23 protein-coding genes are annotated in these 22,233 nt (G+C 53.0%); 8 read left to right on the top strand and 15 right to left on the bottom strand.

Annotated elements, in window-relative coordinates:
- The first annotated feature begins 566 nt into the window (after nucleotides 1-566).
- Nucleotides 567-770 (top strand): hypothetical protein, encoded by a 204-nt coding sequence (locus EKO24_RS18550; protein WP_127030064.1) that lies wholly within the window; start codon nucleotides 567-569, stop codon nucleotides 768-770.
- An 84-nt stretch (nucleotides 771-854) separates the two neighbouring features.
- On the opposite strand, the gene EKO24_RS18555 is transcribed toward EKO24_RS18550, so the two are convergent.
- Complete coding sequence (locus EKO24_RS18555) at nucleotides 855-1,076, bottom strand: MbtH family protein (protein ID WP_127030063.1); 222 nt, start codon at nucleotides 1,074-1,076, stop codon at nucleotides 855-857.
- A gap of 103 nt (nucleotides 1,077-1,179) precedes the next feature.
- Nucleotides 1,180-1,692, bottom strand: coding sequence for an RNA polymerase sigma factor (locus EKO24_RS18560; RefSeq protein WP_127030062.1), 513 nt, complete (start codon nucleotides 1,690-1,692; stop codon nucleotides 1,180-1,182).
- A 556-nt stretch (nucleotides 1,693-2,248) separates the two neighbouring features.
- Here EKO24_RS18560 and EKO24_RS18565 point away from each other — a divergent pair.
- The 3 genes from EKO24_RS18565 to EKO24_RS18575 all read left to right on the top strand — a co-directional run bounded on the left by EKO24_RS18565 (nucleotide 2,249) and on the right by EKO24_RS18575 (nucleotide 7,460).
- On the top strand, nucleotides 2,249-3,919 hold the full coding sequence (locus EKO24_RS18565; protein WP_127030061.1) for a cyclic peptide export ABC transporter: 1,671 nt from the start codon (nucleotides 2,249-2,251) through the stop codon (nucleotides 3,917-3,919).
- Nucleotides 3,920-4,018: 99 nt separating this feature from the next.
- Nucleotides 4,019-6,412 carry a penicillin acylase family protein gene (locus EKO24_RS18570; protein ID WP_127030060.1) on the top strand — a complete coding sequence of 798 codons (2,394 nt, stop codon included), beginning with the start codon at nucleotides 4,019-4,021 and terminating at the stop codon, nucleotides 6,410-6,412.
- 82 nt (nucleotides 6,413-6,494) lie between these two features.
- Nucleotides 6,495-7,460, top strand: coding sequence for a FecR family protein (locus tag EKO24_RS18575; RefSeq protein ID WP_127030059.1), 966 nt, complete (start codon nucleotides 6,495-6,497; stop codon nucleotides 7,458-7,460).
- Between the two features lie 13 nt (nucleotides 7,461-7,473).
- Here the strand turns inward: EKO24_RS18575 and EKO24_RS22925 are convergent, their stop codons facing one another.
- From EKO24_RS22925 to EKO24_RS18625, 10 genes are all read right to left on the bottom strand, one after another.
- Nucleotides 7,474-7,788: a hypothetical protein gene (locus tag EKO24_RS22925; protein WP_127030058.1), complete on the bottom strand. Its 315-nt coding sequence runs from the start codon at nucleotides 7,786-7,788 to the stop codon at nucleotides 7,474-7,476.
- A gap of 1 nt (nucleotide 7,789) precedes the next feature.
- Nucleotides 7,790-8,200, bottom strand: a complete 411-nt coding sequence (locus tag EKO24_RS18585; RefSeq protein WP_127030057.1) for an ExbD/TolR family protein — start codon at nucleotides 8,198-8,200, stop codon at nucleotides 7,790-7,792.
- Nucleotides 8,190-8,867: a MotA/TolQ/ExbB proton channel family protein gene (locus EKO24_RS18590; protein WP_127030056.1), complete on the bottom strand. Its 678-nt coding sequence runs from the start codon at nucleotides 8,865-8,867 to the stop codon at nucleotides 8,190-8,192. The genes EKO24_RS18585 and EKO24_RS18590 overlap by 11 nt, the downstream gene beginning before the upstream one ends.
- Before the next feature lie 13 nt (nucleotides 8,868-8,880).
- Nucleotides 8,881-9,651, bottom strand: a complete 771-nt coding sequence (locus tag EKO24_RS18595) for an energy transducer TonB (protein ID WP_127030055.1) — start codon at nucleotides 9,649-9,651, stop codon at nucleotides 8,881-8,883.
- Nucleotides 9,652-9,658: 7 nt separating this feature from the next.
- Complete coding sequence (locus tag EKO24_RS18600; protein WP_127030054.1) at nucleotides 9,659-9,925, bottom strand: hypothetical protein; 267 nt, start codon at nucleotides 9,923-9,925, stop codon at nucleotides 9,659-9,661.
- Between the two features lie 630 nt (nucleotides 9,926-10,555).
- Nucleotides 10,556-11,212: a PepSY-associated TM helix domain-containing protein gene (locus EKO24_RS18605; protein ID WP_127030053.1), complete on the bottom strand. Its 657-nt coding sequence runs from the start codon at nucleotides 11,210-11,212 to the stop codon at nucleotides 10,556-10,558.
- A 20-nt stretch (nucleotides 11,213-11,232) separates the two neighbouring features.
- On the bottom strand, nucleotides 11,233-11,904 hold the full coding sequence (locus EKO24_RS18610; protein WP_127030052.1) for a Fe2+-dependent dioxygenase: 672 nt from the start codon (nucleotides 11,902-11,904) through the stop codon (nucleotides 11,233-11,235).
- A gap of 37 nt (nucleotides 11,905-11,941) precedes the next feature.
- A complete protein-coding gene (locus EKO24_RS22930) occupies nucleotides 11,942-12,169 on the bottom strand; it encodes a hypothetical protein (protein WP_127030051.1) in 228 nt (75 codons plus the stop codon).
- Nucleotides 12,170-12,259: 90 nt separating this feature from the next.
- Nucleotides 12,260-14,401 (bottom strand): TonB-dependent receptor, encoded by a 2,142-nt coding sequence (locus EKO24_RS18620; RefSeq protein ID WP_127030050.1) that lies wholly within the window; start codon nucleotides 14,399-14,401, stop codon nucleotides 12,260-12,262.
- Nucleotides 14,402-14,560: 159 nt separating this feature from the next.
- Nucleotides 14,561-14,830, bottom strand: coding sequence for a hypothetical protein (locus tag EKO24_RS18625; RefSeq protein WP_127030049.1), 270 nt, complete (start codon nucleotides 14,828-14,830; stop codon nucleotides 14,561-14,563).
- Between the two features lie 536 nt (nucleotides 14,831-15,366).
- Here EKO24_RS18625 and EKO24_RS18630 point away from each other — a divergent pair.
- From EKO24_RS18630 to EKO24_RS18645, 4 genes are read left to right on the top strand one after another with little or no spacing between them, the layout of a single operon-like run.
- Nucleotides 15,367-16,554: a cytochrome-c peroxidase gene (locus EKO24_RS18630; RefSeq protein ID WP_127030048.1), complete on the top strand. Its 1,188-nt coding sequence runs from the start codon at nucleotides 15,367-15,369 to the stop codon at nucleotides 16,552-16,554.
- Complete coding sequence (locus EKO24_RS18635) at nucleotides 16,547-17,623, top strand: metallophosphoesterase (protein ID WP_127030047.1); 1,077 nt, start codon at nucleotides 16,547-16,549, stop codon at nucleotides 17,621-17,623. The genes EKO24_RS18630 and EKO24_RS18635 overlap by 8 nt, the downstream gene beginning before the upstream one ends.
- Nucleotides 17,624-17,647: 24 nt before the next feature.
- On the top strand, nucleotides 17,648-18,058 hold the full coding sequence (locus tag EKO24_RS18640; RefSeq protein WP_241674678.1) for a cytochrome C: 411 nt from the start codon (nucleotides 17,648-17,650) through the stop codon (nucleotides 18,056-18,058).
- Nucleotides 18,059-18,103: 45 nt separating this feature from the next.
- On the top strand, nucleotides 18,104-18,391 hold the full coding sequence (locus EKO24_RS18645; RefSeq protein ID WP_127030046.1) for an encapsulin-associated ferritin-like protein: 288 nt from the start codon (nucleotides 18,104-18,106) through the stop codon (nucleotides 18,389-18,391).
- 7 nt (nucleotides 18,392-18,398) lie between these two features.
- Here EKO24_RS18645 and EKO24_RS18650 read toward each other — a convergent pair whose 3' ends face one another.
- From EKO24_RS18650 to EKO24_RS18660, 3 genes are read right to left on the bottom strand one after another with little or no spacing between them, the layout of a single operon-like run.
- Nucleotides 18,399-19,187, bottom strand: coding sequence for an HpcH/HpaI aldolase family protein (locus tag EKO24_RS18650; RefSeq protein ID WP_127030045.1), 789 nt, complete (start codon nucleotides 19,185-19,187; stop codon nucleotides 18,399-18,401).
- Nucleotides 19,171-20,397, bottom strand: coding sequence for a type III PLP-dependent enzyme (locus EKO24_RS18655; RefSeq protein ID WP_127030044.1), 1,227 nt, complete (start codon nucleotides 20,395-20,397; stop codon nucleotides 19,171-19,173). Before EKO24_RS18655 ends, EKO24_RS18650 begins: the two co-directional genes overlap by 17 nt.
- Nucleotide 20,398: 1 nt before the next feature.
- Nucleotides 20,399-22,222, bottom strand: a complete 1,824-nt coding sequence (locus EKO24_RS18660; RefSeq protein WP_127030043.1) for an IucA/IucC family protein — start codon at nucleotides 22,220-22,222, stop codon at nucleotides 20,399-20,401.
- Nucleotides 22,223-22,233 lie beyond the last annotated feature (11 nt).

Here is a 22,233-nt window from a genome sequence, read left to right on the forward strand (position 1 = left end):
CAGGATAGCCGATTTGCATGCGCAGCACCCGAAGGGAGAGGTACAGGGACTGTACCGAGTGAATAGCCCGCAGGGGCGCGGCAGGAAGCCGGGGGTTGCCAGAGGACCAAGGAAGGCCCTTCTGGCAACCCCCGGTGAAAGTGAGGAGCGCAGCTGGATAGCGGCAACCGGGTCGCCTTTTCTTTGGTTACTTTCTTTTCGACTGCATGGATGCAGGAGGTACGACCCCACGGATGGGGGAGGTAGAATCGCGTCTGGAACAGTGATCGAGAGCAACGCAGGAGCAGTTGCCGAAGCGACGCAAAAGAAAGTAATTCGCCCACGGGGGCGAGACCCCGATTCAAATAAACCGTCGCGCTAGCGACACCTTATATTTGAATAATTTGGCCTATGTTTCTAACTAACAAAGAAACGCTCTAAGTGAACAAAAACGGCATCTTCGACCAAAACTATATCGGCCTTGAACAAGGTAATAAACTAAACGGCTGATGATTCGGTATATGGCTATCGATGTATAGCTTGAACAATTATCCGTTCCCGACTAAGCGTATCGGTATTAAGGGGCGTTGCCGGACAAGAATGAGCAAGACAAGGCTTCGCGTTTTGTGCAAGCGGTGCATGGCAGGCGTTATGTTGTGAGTCACGGCAAGCTCAGGCTGATCCTGGATGAATATCCGGGTATGCCTACTGAAAAGATCGGTTATGCGGAGCCGGCGTTTTGGCAAGCCGGTTATCGTTATCAATGGATGCGTTCACTGTTAAACGTGTGAACGGGTTACATAACCCGTCCAGCGGTCTGTTTTTCCTTAAGTTGGCGCGTATTGGATGCAACCCCGTTTTTCGCCATTCATTGACTATTGCAATGCCGTTTGTTGCATGTGTATTTGAAGGCTTAACGGACGCATATCGGTCCAGATTTCTTTGATGTGATCCAGGCATTCCTGTTTGTTACCGATTTTTCCGACGGTTTTCCAACCGCCCGGTATTTCTTTGTATTCCGGCCAAATGGAATATTGCTCTTCATGATTGACTACAACCTGATAAAGGGTGGTATCTTCTTCGTCGTCCCAAGCCATTGTTATTCTCCGTTGATAGTTAGTTGCTGTAACACATCATGCCATTCGTTACGATGGTCTCTTTGATGTTCCAAGTAGTAGACGATAGAAACGCTGAGATACCTCAGCAGTCATGCTGATCCAGTCTATGGTTTTTGAATTGTTTACGGCAATGCAGCAGGGCCTTGGCCATGTGTTTTTCAACGGAACTATCGGATATGTTGAGCTGCTTGGCGGTTTCGGCATAGGTCATGCCGTAAATTCTATTCATGATAAATATCTCCCGAGTGCGCAGAGGCAATTCATCGAGTATCCGCGTGACAGTAGCTAATCTTTCATCGACGGATACGAGTTTTTCGGCGGAAGGGAATTCGCTGTGCAGGGGCTGGCTTTGCTCTTTCGCTTGTTCGTAATTTTCAGTGACTTTTTGATGCTTGATGTAATCGTAAGCCAGGTTTTTGGCAACTCTGAACAAAAATCCGCGTGGATGATCGATGGTTTGTTTTTGCGCTTCGCGGAAAAAAATAATGAAGCTTTCCTGAGCGATGTCGGCAGCTATATCCGGGCAGTTGACAATCCTGGCCAAATGGAACTGCAATTCGGACTGGTGATTTAAATAAATGGCTTCTACGTTCAAGTTCAAATCCCTCTTCGTTATTGTTGAGTTGTTGTTGCGCCTTCGGCATTGGAATAAGGGCGGATTCGGTTTTACGGTTTAACAGCATTAGCAGGCTATCGGTATACGGATAAGCGCTTTGTAATGAAGTTGGGTAAACCGGGAAATATTACGGTTGTAAGCCTGTCGATCATTCTGCCTGCTTGAAGCGTTCTCAAAGGCGGTTTATCGATCAAAATTCATCACGTTGGCTACAGCAATAAAGCAACGACTGTGCCATTCGCAAACAATTTTAATTTCAACAAGATAAAGTCAGGCGTTGCGAAGATGTTGGGAAAATACGTTATATAACGCAGCCAAGACGCGTCATATAACATAGTTATTTTAAACGCTAAGACGACAGCGGCGTTTGTGTGGAATTGTTCCCGAGTATGTTTGTAGAGAAGCAAATGAGGTTAAAAAGGCTTTAAAGCGTCCTACTATAAAGCTGCTTTGATTTTAATCCTTATGCGGCAAATGAAGAATGTGTTCTAACGTATTGAACAATGATGTAGACGAGCTTAAAGGAAAATATTCGATGTTAATTTTTTTGTGCCGTTCTTCCCGGCTAATGATTTTTGGCGTCCTGCTTACCGGTCTTAGCAGTGGCTTAAGCAGTGCGGCTCTGGTGGCGTTGATTAATTCTACGTTGTCGAATTCTTTGGATGCCAGGCTCTTGCCGTGGCTGTTCGGCGGATTGTCTATTGCGGTATTGTCCAGCGGTTTTCTATCGCATTATTTACTTAATCGACTCAGCACCAAGATTGTTTGCGATCTTCGCATTCACATTAGCCGTTTAATCCTGGCCGCGCCTTATCCTTATCTGCAAAAGTTCGGCAAGTCGGCGTTATTGGCTAATTTGACCGAGGACATCACTGCGATAGCTATGGCAAGTCAAGTATTGCCGGGCGTCTGCATTAACTTAGCGGTCGTGGCCGGTTGCATGGTTTATCTGAGTTGGCTGTCCTGGCAGTTGTCCTTGGTTTTGGGCGGGGTGATTCTTTTCGGGGTATTGAGTTCCAGCCTGTTCAGGGAGTGGCCGAAAAAAGCCGTGCTCAAGACGAGGAATGAATACGATGTGCTTAGCGGCAATTTCCGGGCTTTGACGGAAGGCATTCGCGAGTTGAAATTACACCGGCAGCGTAGCGATGCGTTTATGGCGCAGTCGCTGGCGGCCAGCGCCCTGGCTTATCGCCGCTATTCTTTCAGGAGCGCAATGGCTTTTTTGGTGGTTAATCAGTGGGCGCAGCTACTGTATTATGCGGCCATAGGCGTGATCCTCTACGTTTTTCCGATGTGCCAGGTTATCGATCAAAAGGTGATCGGCGGTTATGCGCTGGTGTTTTTGTTCATGATGTCGCCGTTGACCATACTTACTACCAGTTTGCCGATTTTTAGCCGGGCCACGGTTTCGTTGCAAAAAGTCCGGCAACTCGGGGACCAGCTTAAAAGCCAGGCGGCACAAGCTGATATGCCGGATAAAAACGAGGCATACCCAAATTTTTCCGGGTTGTCTTTACAGGGCGTGGCGCACAGTTTTCATCGGGAAAAGGAAAACCGAAACTTTACTTTGGGGCCTATCGACCTGGACTTTAAGCCTGGAGAGTTGGTGTTTTTAATCGGCGGCAACGGTAGCGGCAAAACGACATTGGCAATGTTGCTGATCGGACTCTACGTGCCGGAGCAGGGATTTATTCGCTGGAACGGAGAGGCCGTCGATGAGCGTAACAGGGATGATTATCTGCAAAACTTCTCGGTAATTTTTTCGGATTTTTATTTGTTTGACGAATTGTATGGTGTCGGTAACGAAAACAACCAAAGCCTGGCCGACGATTATTTGCAACGCCTGCATTTACATCACAAAGTGAAAATTGAGAACGGGCGTTTTTCCTCGGTGGATTTGTCGCAAGGCCAGCGCAAACGTTTGGCGTTAGTGGTCGCTTATTTGGAAGACCGGCCATTTTATGTGTTCGACGAGTGGGCGGCGGACCAGGATCCGGAATTCAAGCATTTATTCTACACAGAGCTGTTGCCTGCCTTGAAAGCACGAGGCAAAACAGTATTGGTCATCAGTCATGACGACCGTTATTTTTACTTGGCCGATCGCTGCATCAAGTTGGAAGAAGGCCAGATAGTCGCGATTGAAACACTTGTAGCGTCGGCTAAACAGGAACAAGCCAATGAAGATGCAGTTCAAGCTTACAGTTAAAATATACGGACTGATTTCTTGATTTTTCTTCGTGAACTTTGCGTCTCCGTGGTGAGATAATCTTTTAAGTTTTAGCGTACTTCATCGTATTGGATAGCCATGACGAATATTCGAAAACCTGTTTTGTATGCCGGCGTGGGGCTGGTTAGCTTAGTGGCGGTCGCCATCGGCGGCGTTTTTTTGGTTTTGCATAATGCTATGCCGCAACTTGACGGTACAGTGCAGCTGGCGAAGCTTACGGCGGAGGTTCGCGTGAGCTCCGACGCGCACGGTATTCCGGCGATTAAGGCCGCTAACCGCGTCGATGCGGTTCGGGCATTGGGTTATGTGACCGCGCGCGACCGCTTGTTCCAGATGGAGTTGATGCGGCGTAAAAGCGCCGGGCGCTTGGCGGAGATTTTCGGCGACATGGCGCTGGAAAATGACATCAAGGCCCGGACTTACGGTTTTCATCGGGAGGCGAAAACTATCGCGGCAAAACTGCCGCCCGAGCATCGGCGCTATCTGCAAAGCTATGCCGACGGCGTCAACAGCTATATGACGGAATCCGGCAAACTGCCTTTCGAGTTTACGGTGTTGGGCTATCAACCGGAGCCTTGGACGCCCGAGGACAGTCTGCTGGTGGTCTTGGGCATGTGCGAGAATTTAACCGCTTGGGAGGAGCGTGGCGAGCGCATGCTGACGGTAATGGATAGTACCTTGCCGGACGCTATGATGCGTTTTTTAACGCCGGACACCGATTTTTACACCGAACAGCTGCAAAAACAGGCCAAATCGTTGCGCCCGGTAAAAGCGATTCCGGTCGAGGCTCTGGCAAGCGCACTAGCCGCTCAGTCATCGGAGAAAAGCGAGTTGGAGCAATGGGTTCGGCAATCCGATTTCATGGCCGGTTCCAATGCCTGGGTAGTTAGCGGCAAGAAGACGGAAGACGGGCGGGCCATTTTGGCTAACGATATGCATCTGGGCATATCGGTGCCCAATATTTGGTATCGCATTGAGCTGAATTACGGAGATACCCATGCCGCCGGCTTGGCCTTGCCCGGTACGCCGTTATTGATTGCCGGCAGCAACCGGCATATCGCCTGGGGAGCGACCAATCTTTCCGGCGATTTCCTGGATTTGGTCAAGCTCGACGTCAATCCCGCCAATCCCGATCAATACCGGGTAGGCGGGCAATGGCAACGCTTTGAGGAATATCCCGAAACCATCCTGGTCAAAGGCGGCGCGGCCAAACAGATTATAGTCAAACAAACGCGCTGGGGGCCTGTTGCCGGCCAGCCGTTGCTGGATCAACCGGTCGCAATCCATTGGGTCGCGCTGGATGCCGATGCCGTTAACCTCAATTTGTTTGAATTAGAGCAAGGCGAAACGCTGGAGCAGGCGATAAAGGTCGTCAACAGCACCGGCGGCACGCAACTGAATATTTTATTGGCCGACGATAAAGGCCATATCGCCTGGACTTTGATGGGCAAGATCCCCAAGCGCTTCGGCAATGACGGTTTGGTTAGCCGTTCTTGGGCGGACGGCAGCGTGGGCTGGGACGGTTATATTAAACCCGAAGATTTGCCGCAGGTCATCGACCCGCCTGAAGGCATTTTGGCGTCAGCCAACGACCGCCGTTTCGGCAAAAATTATCCGTACGTGATCGGTCACCAGTTCGGTAACGGCTATCGTGCTTACAGGATTACCCGGCAACTGACGCAAATGCCGAAGATTGGCGAATGGGCGATGTTTAACCTGCAACTTGATACCGAAAGCGAGTTTTATGTCTTCTACCAGCAGTTGGCCTTGAACAGCCTGACTGCCGAGGCGATTACGAAGCAGCCGGACTTGGCCGGCGTGCGCGATTACCTGCTGGCCTGGAATGGCCGGGCCGATGCCGACAGCTTGGGTTTTGCGTTGCTGGTCGAGTTTCGAAAGCAATTAATTGAAGCGGTATTTAAGCCGATGTTGTCGGCCAGTCGGGAAGCCGATAAAAACTTCAATTATGCATGGACTTATATCGATACGCCGTTGCAAGCCTTGTTAGCCGAAAAGCCGTTGCACGCACTGCCCGATGCAGCGCATTATCAAAATTGGAATGTTTTTATTCTGGAGCAGTTGCAACGCAGCCGACAACAACTGCAAGCCCAGCATCCGGATGTGGCGCTAATGGAATTGAACTGGGGCATGCAGAATAAAGTCAAACATAGTCATCCGTTTTCCAAGGCTTTGCCGATGCTGAGCAATTTACTGGATATGCCGAGCGAGGCATTGCCGGGTTGCTCTTTTTGCGTGCGCGCAGCCGGTCCCGGTTTTGGCGCCAGCGAACGGTTGGTCGTCTCGCCGGGCCATTTTGACGAGGCGATCCTGCATATGCCCGGCGGCCAATCGGGGCATCCGTTGTCGTCTTATTACCGGGATCAGCAGGCGTATTGGCTCAAAGGCTTGCCGATGCCGTTAACAGCCGGAAAGCCGGAACATACTTTGCTGCTACAGCCGGATAGCGAGTAAAATTCCAGATGGATATTAGCCATACCGCCGGTTATGCCAATCACCGATCAGTCTATGGCGCGCTTTTTATGAGGAGTTAGCTGTGAAGAAGGAAAACGAGAACAACAGTTTGGAAGCCGACCTTGACGAGCAAGCGGTGACTTGGTTCGTGCGGTTACAAGCCGATAATGTCACCAGCGAGGAAAAAGCGTCGTTTATCCGATGGCTGAACCAGGACGATGCGCATCGCGACACCTTTAATGAAATCGGCAAATTGTGGGGGGATGCCGACCTGCTGCAAGCGCTTGGCGATACCGCCCAAACACATCGCGTAGCGCCGCGTAAAAAAATAACAGCCGCGCATTTCAAGTTGCCTTTGGCGATGGCCGCTTGTCTGGCCTTAGGCTTGCTGTTTAGCAACGAGCTGAGAATCCTGATACAAAGCGATTATTCGACCCGAGTGGGCGAACGCAAAACCGTCTATTTCGATGACGGCTCCACCGCTATGCTGAATACCGACAGTTCTATAGCGGTTAGCATGGACGGCCCGCAACGTTGGGTCGAATTATTGAAAGGCGAGGTTTACTTCGAAGTCAAGCCCGACCCCAATCGTCCGTTCATTGTCCAGGCCGAGCATTCGACGACCCGTGTTTTGGGAACCCGGTTTTTCGTGCATGAAAAGAGCGCCGACGATGAAGTCAAGGTCGTGTCCGGACGGGTTGAAGTGAGCGGCCGCAAGGGCTTGAGGCAGTCGTCGATTTTGCATGACAGGGAATCCGTGTCGGCTGACGATTCCGGGCTGGGTGAAGTGTTGCTGATGGATTCGGGGCTGAGTACGTCGTGGGTGAAAGGATTCGTGGTGTTTGATAATGCACCGCTGGAAAACGTAATCGACCAGATTCGCCGCTATCGCACCGGTTTGGTGGTTTACAAGGACGATGCGTTGCGCGGGCTCAAAATCAACGGCCGGATCAATTTGCAGGGTTCGGACGACATGCTGAAAGTTTTGGGTAAAAACCTGTCGATAAAGATGACCTATCTGACCGACTGGCTGGTGATTGTCGGTTAACGAATTTTAGTTTTCACCACCAAGGCCGAAGAATAAGAAGTTTTTCTATGCTGTATGGTGTTGTAACTCCGTTCAAACGCGCTTGCTCCCGGGTTGAACTCACTCTCGCAGTGGCGGTTTTTTGGTCATAGTTAAGGTTTAGCGGATCTTGTATCAATTCAGTTAGCGTGGGGCCGGCAAAAGCGCTTAACCATTGCGTTACTCCGGCGTTGCTGTGCAACTTGCCGTCGGCAATAGGACTGCGCCGATTAAAATGGGCAGGCAGAGCAATAGCTTCCGTTATGCGGCATGCCCTTACCCCGGTAGCGGTATAAAACCGGACGAACAAATTATTGCTCCATAGTCACAAAGGCTATTTTGGCAATGCCGGCATGTTGAACGGCCGCCATCGTTTCGGCAACCTTGGCATAGACAACGCCCTGATCGGCATAGAGATGCAGGCCGATTTCGGGATTTCTTGCCAGCTCGTCTTTTAAAGCGGTTTCCAATGCCGTCAGGCCGGCGATAGGCTGTTTGTTCAGCGTGATAAGCCCTTCCGCATCGACGCCGAGCTGGAGCGGCTGGTCTTTGGTATCGGCCGTGGTTGCGGCGGTTTTCGGCAAAGTCACATGCACCGATTGGGTCAGCAACGGCGCGGTCACCAGCAAAATGATCACCAGCACCAGCATCACGTCGACCAGCGGCGTGACGTTGATGTCGCTGATTGCGCCTTCGTCTCCGGATTGCGGTTTAAAAGCCATGTTTATTCTCGGTATTGTCATTGGAATTTAAGGCGACGTGCAGAAAACTAATCACAAAGTTTTCCAAACCGGCACGTTGCTGTTTGGCCCTGCGCACGAAAAAGTTGTACGCCAATACCGCAGGCACGGCCACGGCAATGCCGATTGCGGTCGCAACCAGCGCGTCGCCGATAGGTCCGGCGACGACGTCCAGGCTGGTCGAACCGCTGGCAGTAATCTCGTGCATCGCATGCATGATGCCCAGCACGGTGCCGAACAGGCCGACGAACGGCGATGTGCTGCCGATACTGGCGAGCAGCGTCAGACCTCTTTCCATCCGGTGTTGCTCCTGCTGCATCTGTACCTGTAGTAAATGTCCCAGCAATTCAGACGGGGAGCCGATGTATTTAAGTTGCTTGTCATTGTTATGGCGGCTTTCGTTCAGCCAGGCAAAGCCCCTGCGGGCAATGCGGGCTTGCGGGCCGAGCGCGGTATTGGCTGGCACTGATGCCGCTTGCGCCAAGTCCGGTGCGTTCCAGAATGCCTGGTTGAAACGGCGGTTGCGATAATTATTGTTGGTGAACTGCCAGGATTTGAAAAGTATCACGGTCCAGGTCGCTACCGAGAAGGCCAGCAGCGTATACAAGGTACCGTCGATAATAAGTGACGGAGCAATATGATTGGGCATGAGGTTTCCTTTTTTAGTGATTCAAAACAAAATCGATGGGTACGATGACTGTGCTCGAGACCGGCGTTTCGCCGCGTTTGGCCGGAATAAACTTCCATTTTTCGACCGCTTCAATCGCGGCTTCGTCAAGCACTTCATGACCGCTGCTGCGTTGTACGGTGACTTCCTCGCTATCGCCTTCGGCGGAGACTTTTACCAGCAGCCGCACGGTGCCCTCCCAGCCTCGGCTGGAAGCAATGCCGGGATATTGGGGTTTAGGGTTGGAGCCGTAATTGGCGCTGAAATTTGCTTCGGTAAAGGGCACGGTTTCCGGTGCGGGCCTGCTCGGAAGGCTGGGAGCAGCTGGAGCCGGTACGGACTCGGCAAGCGACGGCGCCGGCAGCATCGGCTCGTCCACGGCTGACGGTTTCGGCAGTTCCGCTTGTTTGCGGATAAGCGGCTTCTTTTTGACCGGTTTTTTATCGGGCTGTTTTTTCGCTTCTTCCTGTTTAGGTTGCGCGGGAGCCGGGGCCGGTGCTGCCGGCTGCCGGTGTGGCGCAGCAATCAGCGATACTTCCATTGCCATCGGTTGAGCCTTGGTGAAAGGGGCAGCCGGTTGCTTGATCCAGATAACTGCCGATAAATGCAGCAACAGGACTAAAGTCAACAATAAACTGCCGATTGAGTGCGGCTTCTCTTCGCCTGTTAAAGCGTCAAACAGTGAGCGTGCTTTAGGCGCAGCCGGTAGCGCGACATCGCTGAAGAACGTTAACGCGCCGTCTTTGTTGCTGTCGAATAAATACATAAAGACGTTAAAGCGCGTGTTCGGGCAGACGGCTCAACAGGGCCGTCAAACGGTCAAGTTTTTCGTCGACTTTAGCCACATAATCTTTAAGTTGCGTCAGTTCATCGTGAAGATCGCTGGCGTTTTCATGAATATGCTGAAAATGCACCTGGAAATATCGGGGCAGGGGAAATAAATCGATTAAATCGTCATCGATTTTGACAGTGTGCTTTTTAGCGGGTTTTGCAGGACTTCTTGTACTCTTGGTTTTTTGTACCAGTTTTAACGATTCCATATCTCCTTCCTCATTTTTTGCGTTCGTCTTTTTTAATAAAGCTGAGTTGAGCAGCTGGCCTGCTCAACGAAACTTATGCCCTTTGGGTATAAAGCCGAATTAAGCGCCTTCAATCCGCGCCAGGATAATAAACAGGTTGTTTGTCTTAATCATCACGATCAGCTTAAAAAGTCCATCCCTGGATAATCATCTACCGTACTTGATATAAAATAAGAAAGACAGAAGCCCGGATTAGCAATTGATTTCGGGGAAAACCAACGAATTCCAGGCTTCATCTATAAGACGTTTCAGACGCAAAAAATCCTCACCTGAGAGATAAAAAATTTTAAATAACTGATGTTTTATCTATTCGCACCATAAATAAAGCGTAGTCGATGGCTAGATGATGAATACTTGGCATTACAACGAATCTGGAAACATACAGCTTTGTTTTTTCGTGGATTTCGTGCTTTTCGTGGACAGTGCAACGTCAGTAGATAGTCAAACGAGAAAATCAGGCAAGGGGGGCGGAAGTTGGAGAAATAGCGCACGGAAAACAATCAAGTCCGTTAGCCGTAGGGCGCGCCGTGCGCGCCAATGACTAAATTGGGTTAGCAAAAGGCTTTTCGTGCCTCGTGGCCATTGCGCAGCCTATAGCGAGTTCAATACGACAGATACCGCCAGTCCCAACGAAGTCAGCCCCAATCCGGCCATGGTCAAACGCGAACCGTGCAGCTTGGTCCATAATAAAAGGCCGGTCAGCGAAAGAAACGCCAAGCCGCCGGCCAACGTATCGGCCAGCAGCACCCAGGCTGTTCCCATGCCGACGCCTTTATGCAGCCGGGTGATGAAGGCGAATACGTTGGCATCCTGGCGTTTGACCGAAACAAAAGTATTGCCCACCCAATATTCGGCGTTAACCGATTGTTGCGGGCTGTGAAAATCCACCCGCCATTGGCCCGGCTGCTGGATGGCTTGGCCGAACCAAGTCACGGTTTTTGGGGGTTCGGTGGAAATTTTAGCGGCTTCCCGGCCGATGTTTAGTTGCGCCTGCACCCAGCTTGCCAGGGCTTTGGCATCGGCTGGACGCGGCGTAGGCAAAGCCAACTCAATTTGCGACTGTTCCATTTTTACTGCCGGAATTTTCATTATCATCCGGTGGTTCAGCAAAATTCCGCTAATGCCGAATAACAGCCCCAACGCGGCTCCCCACAGTCCGACCCAGGCATGGGTACGGCGCAGCCATTTGAGCCAGTGGATACGTTTAGGTTGCCGGATTGACAATTCCGGGCTTTGTGCATTCGTCATTACGATGATCTCCTTTATTGTTAAATGTCTGCCCACATGCGCAACAGGTTATGGTAAGTCGCGACCAGCGGGGTAATTTCCGGGCTTTCGGGCGCGCGGGCGCGTAAACTTTGGATGCCGGCGTCCAGTTGAAACAGCAAGCTACGCTGGGCGACGTCGCGAATCATGCTTTGTACCCAGAACACCGCGACATCGCGGTGGCCGGCGGTAACGGGCTCCACCCGATGCAGGCTGCTCGACGGATAAAGCACCAGGCTCCCGGCAGGCAGCTTGATTTGTTGTACGCCGTAAGTGTCTTCGATGATCAATTCCCCGCCGTCATATTCTTCCGGTTCCGACAAAAACAGCGTTCCCGATACGTCGGTGCGAAAGGTCGTCGCACCGACGCGAATCGCATTGTCGACATGGATGCCGAAATCCATGCCCGGCACATAGCGGTTAAACAAGGGAGGGCAGACTACTTTCGGCAACGCGGCGGAAACGAATAGCGGATTGCAGTGTAAGGCATCATGAACGATGTCGGTCAGCACTTGCGTTTCCTCTGCATTGGCGGGCAACTGTAGATTGTTTTTGACTTTCGCAGCCAGCTCGCCCGCGGTAACCCGGCCGTCCACGAAGCGTGCTTTTGCGAATAAGTCACGCACACCGGCGAGCTCTTCCCGGGTTAATATATTTTCAATGGCAAGTAGCATGTTCAGCCTCTATCGATGATGTAATTGCAATAACTACTCAGCAGTCAAAAATAGAACCGGATGACGCTGAGGCGTATTTATAAGTTGTCGGAAATATGACCGCCAGACCTTCCAGGTTTTTACTGGAGCCGCTCCCGGCGGCTCCAGCACTTCTGACCGCGATGGCTGGAGGCAATGCCGAGAACTGCCGGGAGCCGTCTCGGCCGCCATCCGTGGCAGTCGGCCGCATCGGTTCCCGACCGATTGCGACACTTCTGACCGCCATGGATGGCGGAAATGCCGAGAACTGCCGGGAGCCGTCTCGGCCGCCATCCCTGGCAGTCGTAAAACCTGGAAGGCCTTATTTGTATTGAATTTAATATTTCACCCGTAAGGTCAGCTGTCCTGAAAGCGGCACTCCGGGCAAGGCCGTATTGGTTTGCCCTGATTCGTAATAGACCTTGTCCAGCAGGTTGAACGCATTGGCCTGGATATCGAAGTGCTTATGGTGATAAGCCACTGTCGCGTCGAGGCGGGCGTAACCGGGTAGCGTCACTTCATTAACCGCGTCGGTGAATCGCGAGCCGGACATGAATACCCCGCCGCCGACTTCCCATTCCGGCGTGATGTTGTAGCTGGTCCAGACGACGCCGCTGTTTTCAGGAACGTTCACCGAGTTTTTGCCTTGGAGCGATTTCGATAGCCCGCTTACCGTGCCTGTTGCAAAGGTCGTCGATTTGGTGACTTCGGCGTCGAGGTAAGCATAGGTTGCCGAAAGGTTCCAGTTGGGCAATAGTTCTCCGGCTAAGCCCAATTCAAAGCCGTCGGTTCTTTGTTCGCCGGACAGGATATTGCGGGTCGGATCGGTAGGATCGGTGGTTCGCGCATTGGTTTTTTCCAGACGGAATAACGCACCTGTCGCACTGAGCCGTCCGTCAAAAAGATCGATTTTCGCGCCGACTTCCAGATTTTGGTTCTGCTCCGGTTTCAGGTTGGCGGTATTGGTGGCGAGCGTAAAAGTTTCCGCGGAAGGGTTGAATGAGGTGCCGTAGCTGAAATAATAGGACTGCCAGTTTTTCGGTTGCCAAACCAGTCCCGCCCGCGGATTCCATTGGTGATCGGTGCGCTCGAAATCGTTGGTGTTAAGAAGAAAGTCATCCTGTTTTGCCTGGAAGACATCGTAACGTCCGCCGGCAAGCAGTTTCCATTGCGGCGTAATCTCAAACTGGTCGAGCACGTAACCGGCCACGGTATTGGTTTTTGTATTCCTGTTCGTCGTCAATACGCCCGAAAAATCATTGGCGCGTCCCAAGCCCACGGTTGGCGTTCCTACCGGGTTGTAAACGGAAACCCGGGTGACGCCGGTCGAGTCTTTGGATTTGAAAGTATAATCTTCCCAGCCGACTTCCGCGCCGAATAGCAAGGTGTTATTAAAGCCGAATAGCGGTTTCTTGAAGGTGAAATCGGTCTGGTTGTAATAATTTTCTTGCGGACTTGCGCGTAGCGCCTGGGTTCGCGCTATCGTTGCCGCGGCTCCGGTACCGGTGGCGCCTCCGGAAAACAACAATGTGCGGTAGTTGCGGTCGTAATTGCCGTACCGGGAGGTGTTGCGCACTGAAAATTCCGAGTTAAAGCGATGGTTGAAAATCGCGGTCGCGACCGAGGTATCGTAAGTTTGCAGGAGGTCGTCCTTGAAACCGTAGAATTGATTGACGGGCACATTGGCGGGTTTTCCGCCGATCATCGGCACGCCGTAGTCGAATACGCTGTCTTCTTCCTGGTGCAACAGCATCAGGGTCAGGTCGGTATCCTTGGTAATGTCGAATTTTATCGACGGCGCGACGCCCCATCGGTTGGTGTAATTGTAATCGCGGAACGAGTCGGCATCCTGGTATAGCGCATTGAGCCGCACGGCTATGTTGTCGGTCAATTTTGTTCCGGCATCCAATGTGGTGCGTTTGAAGTCGTAGTTGCCGTAAGTGAAATCGGCGTTGGCGAATGATTTGCCCATGATCGGCTTTTTCGCAACCGGATTGATCACGCCACCGGTCGAGCCACGCCCGAACAGGACCGACGACGCGCCTTTCAATACTTCGACGCGGTCCAGGAAAAACGTGTCGCGAGCGTACTGGCCGTTTTCTTTGACGCCGTCGAGATAGGTGTCGGAGTTGGCGGCAAACCCGCGCAACGTAATCGAATCGCCGGTGCGTCCGCCTTCGCCGGCGGCAATGGTCAGCCCGCTGACGTTCTTCAGCGCATCGCGCAAATTGAATGCGTTTTGCGATTTGACCAGTTCTTCCTTGACGACGCTGACCGATTGCGGAATGTCGCGGAGCTCGGCCTCGAACTTAAGCCCGGTGCTGGACGTATCCGCTTTGTAGGCGGGTTCTTTTTCGGCAGCGGCTTTCACTTTAACTTCAGGAAGAACCGATTTGCCGATCTCGGCGCCTTCGGTATGCGATGCGTTTAATAATGCCGCGATAGCCAACATCAACGGCCGGTTTTTGTGATTTTTCATAAATATCTCGCTTATTGTGTATATAGCTTGTTATTGGCTGGCTGGTCACACAAACGGCGATGGCTGGCTATTTTTATGGGGTTGGAATTAATCTAATCTGACGCTTCAAACGGCATGCTGGACGCCTTCGCTGTCCGCGTTATGTCCCATGTTTTTCCTTTATCCGTTGAGTTCATGAGGTTGAATAAAATCGTTAAGTTGATTTTGCATTTTTTCTGAATGCCTTGAGCTGTTGATATGACAGCTAAGCCATGATTTTGAATATTTGTCGTACTTTTCCTTTTTACTTTTGACCACATTAAAGTTTGTAAGTAAGCGGTAATACCGGGAAATAAGCAGGGCAATACACGGGTTTTGCAGAGATTCATATTGAGTTTTTAAATATTCAATCGCCATCAATAAAACTTCTTGCTGATCTTTTTCAGACATATGTTTCTCCTGATGTTCAGAGTTATTCTTTTTTTGTTAATTTCACTGCGGCTAGAAATAATTTCCAGACCGTTTTTTTCGAATCAATATCCAGACACTTGAAATCCACAGCATGAATGCATTCACTTTCAATGAGCGATGCTAAGGCATTTACTGAGATTGCTATGTTTACCCAATTGTTTTCCATAATGAAACAAGTCAAGTTACTTTGATGTAGATGATAATGATTATCATTTGTCAGGTCAACAGTTGTTGTTCGTTTTTGTTAACTTAGCAAAGAGATGTAAAGGAATGCGCTTAAATAGACGCCCCGGCGTTAATTAAACGGCATACTTCGCTGATGATCGGGCTATGGCACTGCCTTAAATTTAGGTATGAGTTTTGTTGCAAGAGGTCAACCATGCTTCGGGCTACAAAACCGTACTCCTGCTTGTTGCTAACGCAATGGCGAGATGTATTGACTCAAAAGTTTAGTTGCCGCAGACTTTGGGCCTAGTTCGGTTGTCATTATTAAAAAAGACACATAAGGGGGTAGTATGCGCGATTTGTTTTTACTGACGCTCGGTGCAGCCGTGTTCGGTTGCAGCCAGGCAGTCTACAGCCAGCAATCCAACCCGAGTCCCGTTCCGGTTCCGGTATCCAGTACTAGCGGTGGCGGCAACCTGCTGGGTCTTCCACCGCTTTCCGTGCCGGTCGACAATCCGCAAACGCCGGCCAAAATCGCGTTGGGCGACAAGTTGTTTCACGACAAACGTTTTTCTGTCGACGGCACTATCAGTTGCGCCACGTGCCATGATGCGAGTAAGGGTTTTACCGATAATTTGCCGGTATCCGCCGGCCATCACGGTCTGACCGGTACCCGAAACGCACCGACCGTAATCAACGCGGCTTTTTTCAAATCGCAATTCTGGGACGGCCGCGAGCCGGATCTGGAACGCCAGTCCAAACAGCCCTTCGTTAATCCGGTCGAAGCCGGTTTGCCCAATCATCAGCCGATACTGGATATCGTCCGCGAAGATCCCGACTACAAAGCGGCATTTACCGAGGTGTTCAAAGTCGGAGGGCCGCAACTGACCATGGATCATGTCGCCAAGGCCATCGCCAGTTTCGAGCGCAGCATTGTTGCCGGTAATTCGGCATTCGACCGTTATTACTTCACAGGCGACAAGACGGCCCTGACCGAACAGCAGCAGCGCGGTTTTCAATTATTCCTTGGGCAGGGGCGCTGTGTTTCTTGTCATACCATTGAGCAGGATCATGCCTTATTCACCGATAACCGCTTTCATAATATCGGTATCGGCATTAACGCCGTTCAGCAAGATCTGCCCCGGCTGACGCAGGCGTTTTTCGAAGCCAAAATACGGGGGGGCGATGTCGATAAGATCGTATTGACCGATAAGAAATCCTCCGAATTGGGGCGCTTTGCCATTAATGACAGTTTTAACGATATTGGGGCCTTCAAAACCCCAACCCTGCGCAATATTGCCTTGACCGCGCCTTACATGCACGACGGCAGCCTGAAGACCTTGAAAGAGGTGGTGAATCATTACAACAACGGCGGCGTCACGCCGGCCGATGCCCAGGCGACCGCTTTTCTTAGCGGCGGCATCAGGCCTTTGAATTTGACCGATGTCCAAATTGACGAGCTGGTGGCGTTTTTGGAAGCGCTGACCAGTGACCAATATGCCAAAAACGGCGCGAAAACAGGAGGCAGTCATGAATAACATCAATCGCAGTCGCCGTAATTTTTTAAAAACCGGCGGCGCTTTGGCATTGGGCAGCACGTTGCCGATCAGCCTGGTCGAGTTGGCTTTTGCCGAACCGAGTCAAAACTTTAGCTTTGCCTATATTTCCGACGCTCATATCCAGCACATCAAAGGCAACCGTTTCGTTAGAAACTGGGACCGGGGTTTGATCCGGGCCGTGGCCGAAACCAATCTGCTGACTCCCAAACCGGATTTCGTGATGTTCGGCGGCGATCTGGCCCAATTGGGCACGCAGGCCGAATTGGATCACGGCGCGGAAATCATGTCGGCATTGAGTCACAAGGTGCATTACGTGATGGGCGAGCATGATTATTACCTCGACCTCGGCGCTCATTGGGAAAAATTGTTCGGCCCGCAATATTACAGCTTCGATCATAAAGGCGTGCATTTCATCGTGCTGAACAGCATCCGCACCTACGGCGACTGGACTTATAAACGTTGGCCGACCAACGAACAGCGCATGCTGGAAATGGCCGGTCTCGACAATCCCAACGGCTCGCCGTTCATGGTTGGCGATGAACAACGCAAGTGGTTGAAAGCCGACCTGGCCAAAGTCGCCAAGACCACGCCGATTGTGGTGTTTTCGCACTCGCCGCTGCAAAAAATCTATAAAGGCTGGAATTTCTGGACTGAAGACGCCGAGCAAATTCAGGCGTTGTTGAAACCGTTCCAGAAAGTCTCGGTGATTTACGGCCATGTGCACCAAATTCAATATAACCAGATCGGTAACATCAGCTTTAACTCGGTGATGGCAACCGCCTGGCCGTGGCCTTATCCGGCCAGTTACGCGCAGGCCGAGCAATATTTGCCGAAACTGACCGTACCTATGAACCGCGCCGATCCGTTCTTCGAGCGCGATGCCACCGGTTGGCAGTTCATCAATGTCGCCAGCGGCAACGTCGATCTGAACTTTTCCCTGTACAACAACACCGATCGGGTGGTGCGTTTCGATAAGATCAGGAAACATCCGGAGGATAAGGATTTTCAAGACGAAAAAGCGCGGATTAATCCGCAACGACACTATTAATTAATCCGGAAAAGGAGCAACGAAATGGCCAGAATTAACTACATCATTACAACTATTGCCGTGCTTGGTTTTACGCTAAGCCTTAATGCGACCCAGGCCGACGAGTTCACCGGCGCCGACGAGCAACGCTGGCAGCAGCAGTTCATGGCTAGCGTTAAGCAAGGCCGGGAGTTATGGACCAGTCCGACCCTGGGCAGTAACGGCGTCGCCTGTGCGCAATGCCATCCCAACGCCGCCAATACCCACCCTGAAACCTATCCCAAATTCCAGAAGCAGATCGGCAAGGTGATACCGGTGTGGGAAATGATTAACTGGTGCCTGCGCAATCCGCTGGAAGGCCAGCCGCTGGCGGCCGACGATCCGAAAATGGTGGCGATTCAAGCTTACATCACTTACGAACGTCGCGGTGTTAAACTGGAGCCCGGCAAGCATTGAAGAACAACAGATACATAAATAGACCTATCTTTTGGAGGAAAAACGATGGCAGGCGATAGTTACCAAGAACCCACTCATGAACTGAGCGATGAAACCCGAGATATGCACAGAGCGATAATTTCGCTTAGAGAGGAGCTGGAAGCGGTCGATTTTTATAACCAGCGAGTCGATGCCTGCAAGAACCCTGAGTTAAAAGCCATTCTGGCGCATAACCGCGATGAAGAAAAAGAACATGCGGCAATGATACTCGAATGGATTCGGCGGCAGGATCCGAAGTTCGACCACGAATTGAAAGATTATCTGTTTACCGATAAACCCATCGCTCACGGTTAGCACGGCTTTAATCGGAAGGGGGGCTCTCAAGCGGGTTTTTCCAGTGTTGCAGGTTGGCTTTAAACGCTCGAAAAGCAACGCCCCGGTCATCGCCGAGCAGGAATGCATGGACGCCGCGTTGCCGCCAATATTCACATTGCTCCGGCAGGCGCGGCAAGGCGCAAAACGGCACGGCGTGTTTTTGGCAGGCGTTGGCAATGCGCAGGACCGCGGCCTGCACGTCGGGATGTTGAGCCTGGCCCGGTACGCCGTAGGATTGGGACAGGTCGATTGCGCCTTCCAGCACCAGATCGACGCCTGGAACGGAGACGATCTCGTCGATATTCTCCACGCCGGCCTTATCCTCGATCATGACCGCGACCAATAGCTCGGCGTTGGCAAGCTCGAAATAGCTCGACAGGTCCAGGCGGCCGAAACCGGTGGTGCGGCCGCCGCTGATGCCGCGTTGGCCGAGCGGGTGGTAGCGGCTGGCATGGACGGCAGCGATCGCTTCGGCGCGGCTTTGCAGATGAGCGACGACGATGCCTTGGGCGCCGCTGTCGAGCGCGCGCAGAATCATCGCTGCGTCCACGCCGGGCACGCGCACCAAGGCGGTAAGTCCGGCGCATTCGGCGGCCCGGATCATGTTCTCCAGGGTTTCCGGATTGGTGTTCACATGTTCCAGGTCCAGAATCACAAAGTCGTACCCGGCATAACCCAGCATTTCCACCAGCAACGGCGCCGGTACCGAATTCAGCAGCCCGTAGACCGTTTCGCCGTTACGCAGGGCTTGTTTCAGTTTATTGGTTTGCAGCATGAACCGGCTCCTGTGGGTCTAAGTAGATGTGCCGGGGATGCGGATGGCGCAGGAAATCGTGATGGGAGATATGCCAAGCGTAGGCGCCGGCATAGCTGAACACCAGCAAGTCGCCGACCCGCAGCCGTTCCACCGGCGCGTTAACGGCTAAGACATCCTTGGGCGTGCAGAGTTGGCCGACCACGGTGATCTCGGCCTGTTCCACGCCGGGGCGCGGGAACGGATAAGGCCAATGTTCGCGAGGCACTATGAAAAAAGGATGGCTGTGGCCTTGGGCGTAAGGCGTGCGGAAATGGTGGGTGCCGCCGCGGCCGACCGCGAAATAGCGCCCGAAGCATTGCTTGATGTCCAGCACCTGCATCGCATAATAGCCGCAGGCCGCGGTCAGGTAACGGCCCGGTTCGAAGCGGATACGCCAATCCTGCATATTTTCGCTTTCCACCAAGACCGCAAGCCCGTTGCTGAATGCGTTCCAGTCGAATTGTCGGCCGGGTTCGCGGTAATTGATGCCGATGCCGCCGCCGACGTTCAGGCGGTTAATAGTAAGCCCGAATTGCTCTTGCCATTGCCGAGTCTGGCGGAAGTATTGTCTAAGCAAAGCCAGATGGGCGCCGGCGTCCAATTGATGGGACATCAGGTGGAAGTGGAAGCCGTGTAAACGGATTTCCGGGTGTCGCGCCAGCCATGTCAGGCACTCCGGCAACCGGCCGGCATCGATGCCGAACGGGGTGGCCCGCCCGCCCATGGTCAGGGTGGTGGCCGGCACGCCGTCCAATGCCAGGTTGATGCGCAGCAGCACATCGGCTTGCTTGTTCATGCTCCGGGCCAGCCAAGCGAGCCGACGCAGCTCCAGCAGGCTTTCAACGTGCAGCAATTCCACGCCGGACTCCAGCGCGGCGGCCAGTTCGCTGTCCAGCTTGCCGGGCCCGCCGAAAATGACCGGCGCATCGGGAAAATGGCGGCGTATCCAGTCCAGTTCGCCGCCGGATGCGACCTCGAAACCGCGCACATGCGGCGCCAGGGTTTGCAGGATCGGCAGGTCGGAATTCGCCTTGACCGCATAAAAAAGCTCGCAATTGTCCGGCAACGACGCGGCCAAAGCGGCGGCGTGCTTAGCCAATGCGTCCAAATCATAGATATAGGCGCATAGCGGCTCATCGCCACAAGCGAGCAGGGCGGTCTCCGCCACTCGGGTTAACGATAGCGTCATGCTAAAACTCTCCCAGGTAGGCCAACGGGCTGGACAATGGAATATAGGTGGATTCGCGGTCCGGCCGTTTATGAAAACGGTTGATCAGGTTGGCTTTGGCGGGGAACGGCGCACCGGACAGCAGCGCGTTGATGTGCCGCGCCGCGTTCGGGTTGCCGTGCTGTATCAGGTAATGGCGCAACCGGTGGCCGACGATACGCCACAAGCCCGGTTCCAGCGACGGGCGCAAGGTGCTCAATTGTGCGACGGCTTCGCAGAAGTTGTTGACCAGCAAGCAATAGGCGATGCGGTTCCAACCTTGTTCCTCGCTATAAAACAGCGCTTGTTTCACTCTTGCATCGACGCCGTCGAGCGGAACCGCGTTAAAGCGTTCTTTAACCAATTTGACGCCTTCGAAATCACGCAGCCAGACGTGGCTGGGCCAGTCGTTGCTCAGGCCGATCAGCACGTTCTGCAAATGCGGTTCGAACACGATGGCGTGATTGAAGAAGCAATACAGCACCGGCGGCAGCAATTGTTCGACATAGGCGCGGAACCAGTCCTCGGCTACCGCGTCCCACGGCGCAGCCTGTTTTTGCGCCAGCCTGCCGATAATTTCCGCCAGCCGCGTCTGTCCCCGGCTATGATTGCCGAACAATGAGCCTGCCAGTAACGGCGTGGTTCCGCGCGTGTCGGCCGGGGCCAAGCCTTGACGCAGAATCAGGCCGAAGCCTTCGGTTGCTTCGCGTTCGGCCTGGGTTTCATTATCGCCCAGACGTACCGACGCATAAGCCGGTTCCTCCAATATTCTTAGGTTAGGGAATTGCGCGGCCAGGCGCGGGCCGATGGTCCGCATCACGCGGGTGACCTGCAAAGCTCCTTCCAGCTCGTAAATCGCATTTTTGCGCACGCAATTGGTGATGCGCACATGCAGCGAACATTTGTAGAAATAAGGATTGTCCGGATGGAACAGGGTCCGTATCGACGACGTGGCGAAATATTCGGGGCCTTGCTGGCCCAAGTCGCGAAGCCGGTCTTGTTCAAGCGCCGTCCGTACCGCCGGCTGGGACAGCAAATGGCGCGCTTGCCAAGGATGCGTAGGCAATAGCGCGAAATCGTCGTCCACGCTTAAACCTTCCGGTGCTTGCTCGGCCAGCAGGGCGTCGGTGGATTGCGGCAGCAGCGATTGTTGCAGCCAGTGTTCGCGGCGTACCGCGAAATAATGCAGCGGGAAATTGGCGCCCAGCTCGGGAGCGTAGCGCCCCAGATCGGCAGCCGAAAAGCCCTGCCGGCTTTTCGGGGCCGGGTGGAACGGATGGCCGAACGCCAGGGACTGCTCGGAATCCAGGTAGGCAGCCACGGCTTCGCGAGGCGCCGCCGCTTGCGGCGCGGCGAGAATGGCCGTGGTTACCGCAACACTGTCGCGGATTTGTTCCAGCAACTCCCGATTGAACGGCACGCCGTTTTGGCTAGCCAGGTCGCGCAACAGCAGCGTGGCCAAGGTCTGCCAATCCAGCGGCGCCCAGGGTCGTCCCGGCAATTTGTGGTAAAAAGGCGAGCGGTAGCGGTAATTGCCGGTAGGCGAAGCCTGGTCGACCGCCACTAAAAGCCGTTCCCCGCTTTGCGGTAGCAGGATATGCATGGCTTTTCCGCCGCTTTGGCCCAGCGCCGTCCTTAAGGCCAGCGGCCAGTCGTTCTGGCCGAACAGCGGGCCGATACCGATTTGCCCGGCGGGAGCCGCGACTTCCCGGCAATAGCAATTGAGCAATGTCTCCAGGCTGCGCTGGCCGGCTTGATCCTCGGCGGAACAGGCTTGGTAGTAAGTTTGCAGTGCTTGTTGTCTCATGATTTATCTCC

Origin of the sequence: Candidatus Methylobacter oryzae (genome assembly GCF_003994235.2) — a bacterium.
Classification (GTDB): Bacteria; Pseudomonadota; Gammaproteobacteria; order Methylococcales; family Methylomonadaceae; genus Methylobacter_A; species Methylobacter_A oryzae.

Coding starts and splice junctions, on each gene's coding strand:
- EKO24_RS18630 (WP_127030048.1), top strand. CDS start 15,367: ATGCGCGATTTGTTTTTACTGACGCTCGGTGCAGCCGTGTTCGGTTGC.
- EKO24_RS18595 (WP_127030055.1), bottom strand. CDS start 9,651: ATGTATTTATTCGACAGCAACAAAGACGGCGCGTTAACGTTCTTCAGC.
- EKO24_RS18585 (WP_127030057.1), bottom strand. CDS start 8,200: ATGGCTTTTAAACCGCAATCCGGAGACGAAGGCGCAATCAGCGACATC.
- EKO24_RS18650 (WP_127030045.1), bottom strand. CDS start 19,187: ATGCTGCAAACCAATAAACTGAAACAAGCCCTGCGTAACGGCGAAACG.
- EKO24_RS18570 (WP_127030060.1), top strand. CDS start 4,019: ATGACGAATATTCGAAAACCTGTTTTGTATGCCGGCGTGGGGCTGGTT.
- EKO24_RS18660 (WP_127030043.1), bottom strand. CDS start 22,222: ATGAGACAACAAGCACTGCAAACTTACTACCAAGCCTGTTCCGCCGAG.
- EKO24_RS18625 (WP_127030049.1), bottom strand. CDS start 14,830: ATGTCTGAAAAAGATCAGCAAGAAGTTTTATTGATGGCGATTGAATAT.
- EKO24_RS18645 (WP_127030046.1), top strand. CDS start 18,104: ATGGCAGGCGATAGTTACCAAGAACCCACTCATGAACTGAGCGATGAA.
- EKO24_RS18640 (WP_241674678.1), top strand. CDS start 17,648: ATGGCCAGAATTAACTACATCATTACAACTATTGCCGTGCTTGGTTTT.
- EKO24_RS18605 (WP_127030053.1), bottom strand. CDS start 11,212: ATGACGAATGCACAAAGCCCGGAATTGTCAATCCGGCAACCTAAACGT.
- EKO24_RS18590 (WP_127030056.1), bottom strand. CDS start 8,867: ATGCCCAATCATATTGCTCCGTCACTTATTATCGACGGTACCTTGTAT.
- EKO24_RS22930 (WP_127030051.1), bottom strand. CDS start 12,169: ATGGCGGTCAGAAGTGTCGCAATCGGTCGGGAACCGATGCGGCCGACT.
- EKO24_RS18565 (WP_127030061.1), top strand. CDS start 2,249: ATGTTAATTTTTTTGTGCCGTTCTTCCCGGCTAATGATTTTTGGCGTC.
- EKO24_RS18655 (WP_127030044.1), bottom strand. CDS start 20,397: ATGACGCTATCGTTAACCCGAGTGGCGGAGACCGCCCTGCTCGCTTGT.
- EKO24_RS18610 (WP_127030052.1), bottom strand. CDS start 11,904: ATGCTACTTGCCATTGAAAATATATTAACCCGGGAAGAGCTCGCCGGT.
- EKO24_RS18635 (WP_127030047.1), top strand. CDS start 16,547: ATGAATAACATCAATCGCAGTCGCCGTAATTTTTTAAAAACCGGCGGC.
- EKO24_RS18600 (WP_127030054.1), bottom strand. CDS start 9,925: ATGGAATCGTTAAAACTGGTACAAAAAACCAAGAGTACAAGAAGTCCT.
- EKO24_RS18555 (WP_127030063.1), bottom strand. CDS start 1,076: ATGGCTTGGGACGACGAAGAAGATACCACCCTTTATCAGGTTGTAGTC.
- EKO24_RS18620 (WP_127030050.1), bottom strand. CDS start 14,401: ATGAAAAATCACAAAAACCGGCCGTTGATGTTGGCTATCGCGGCATTA.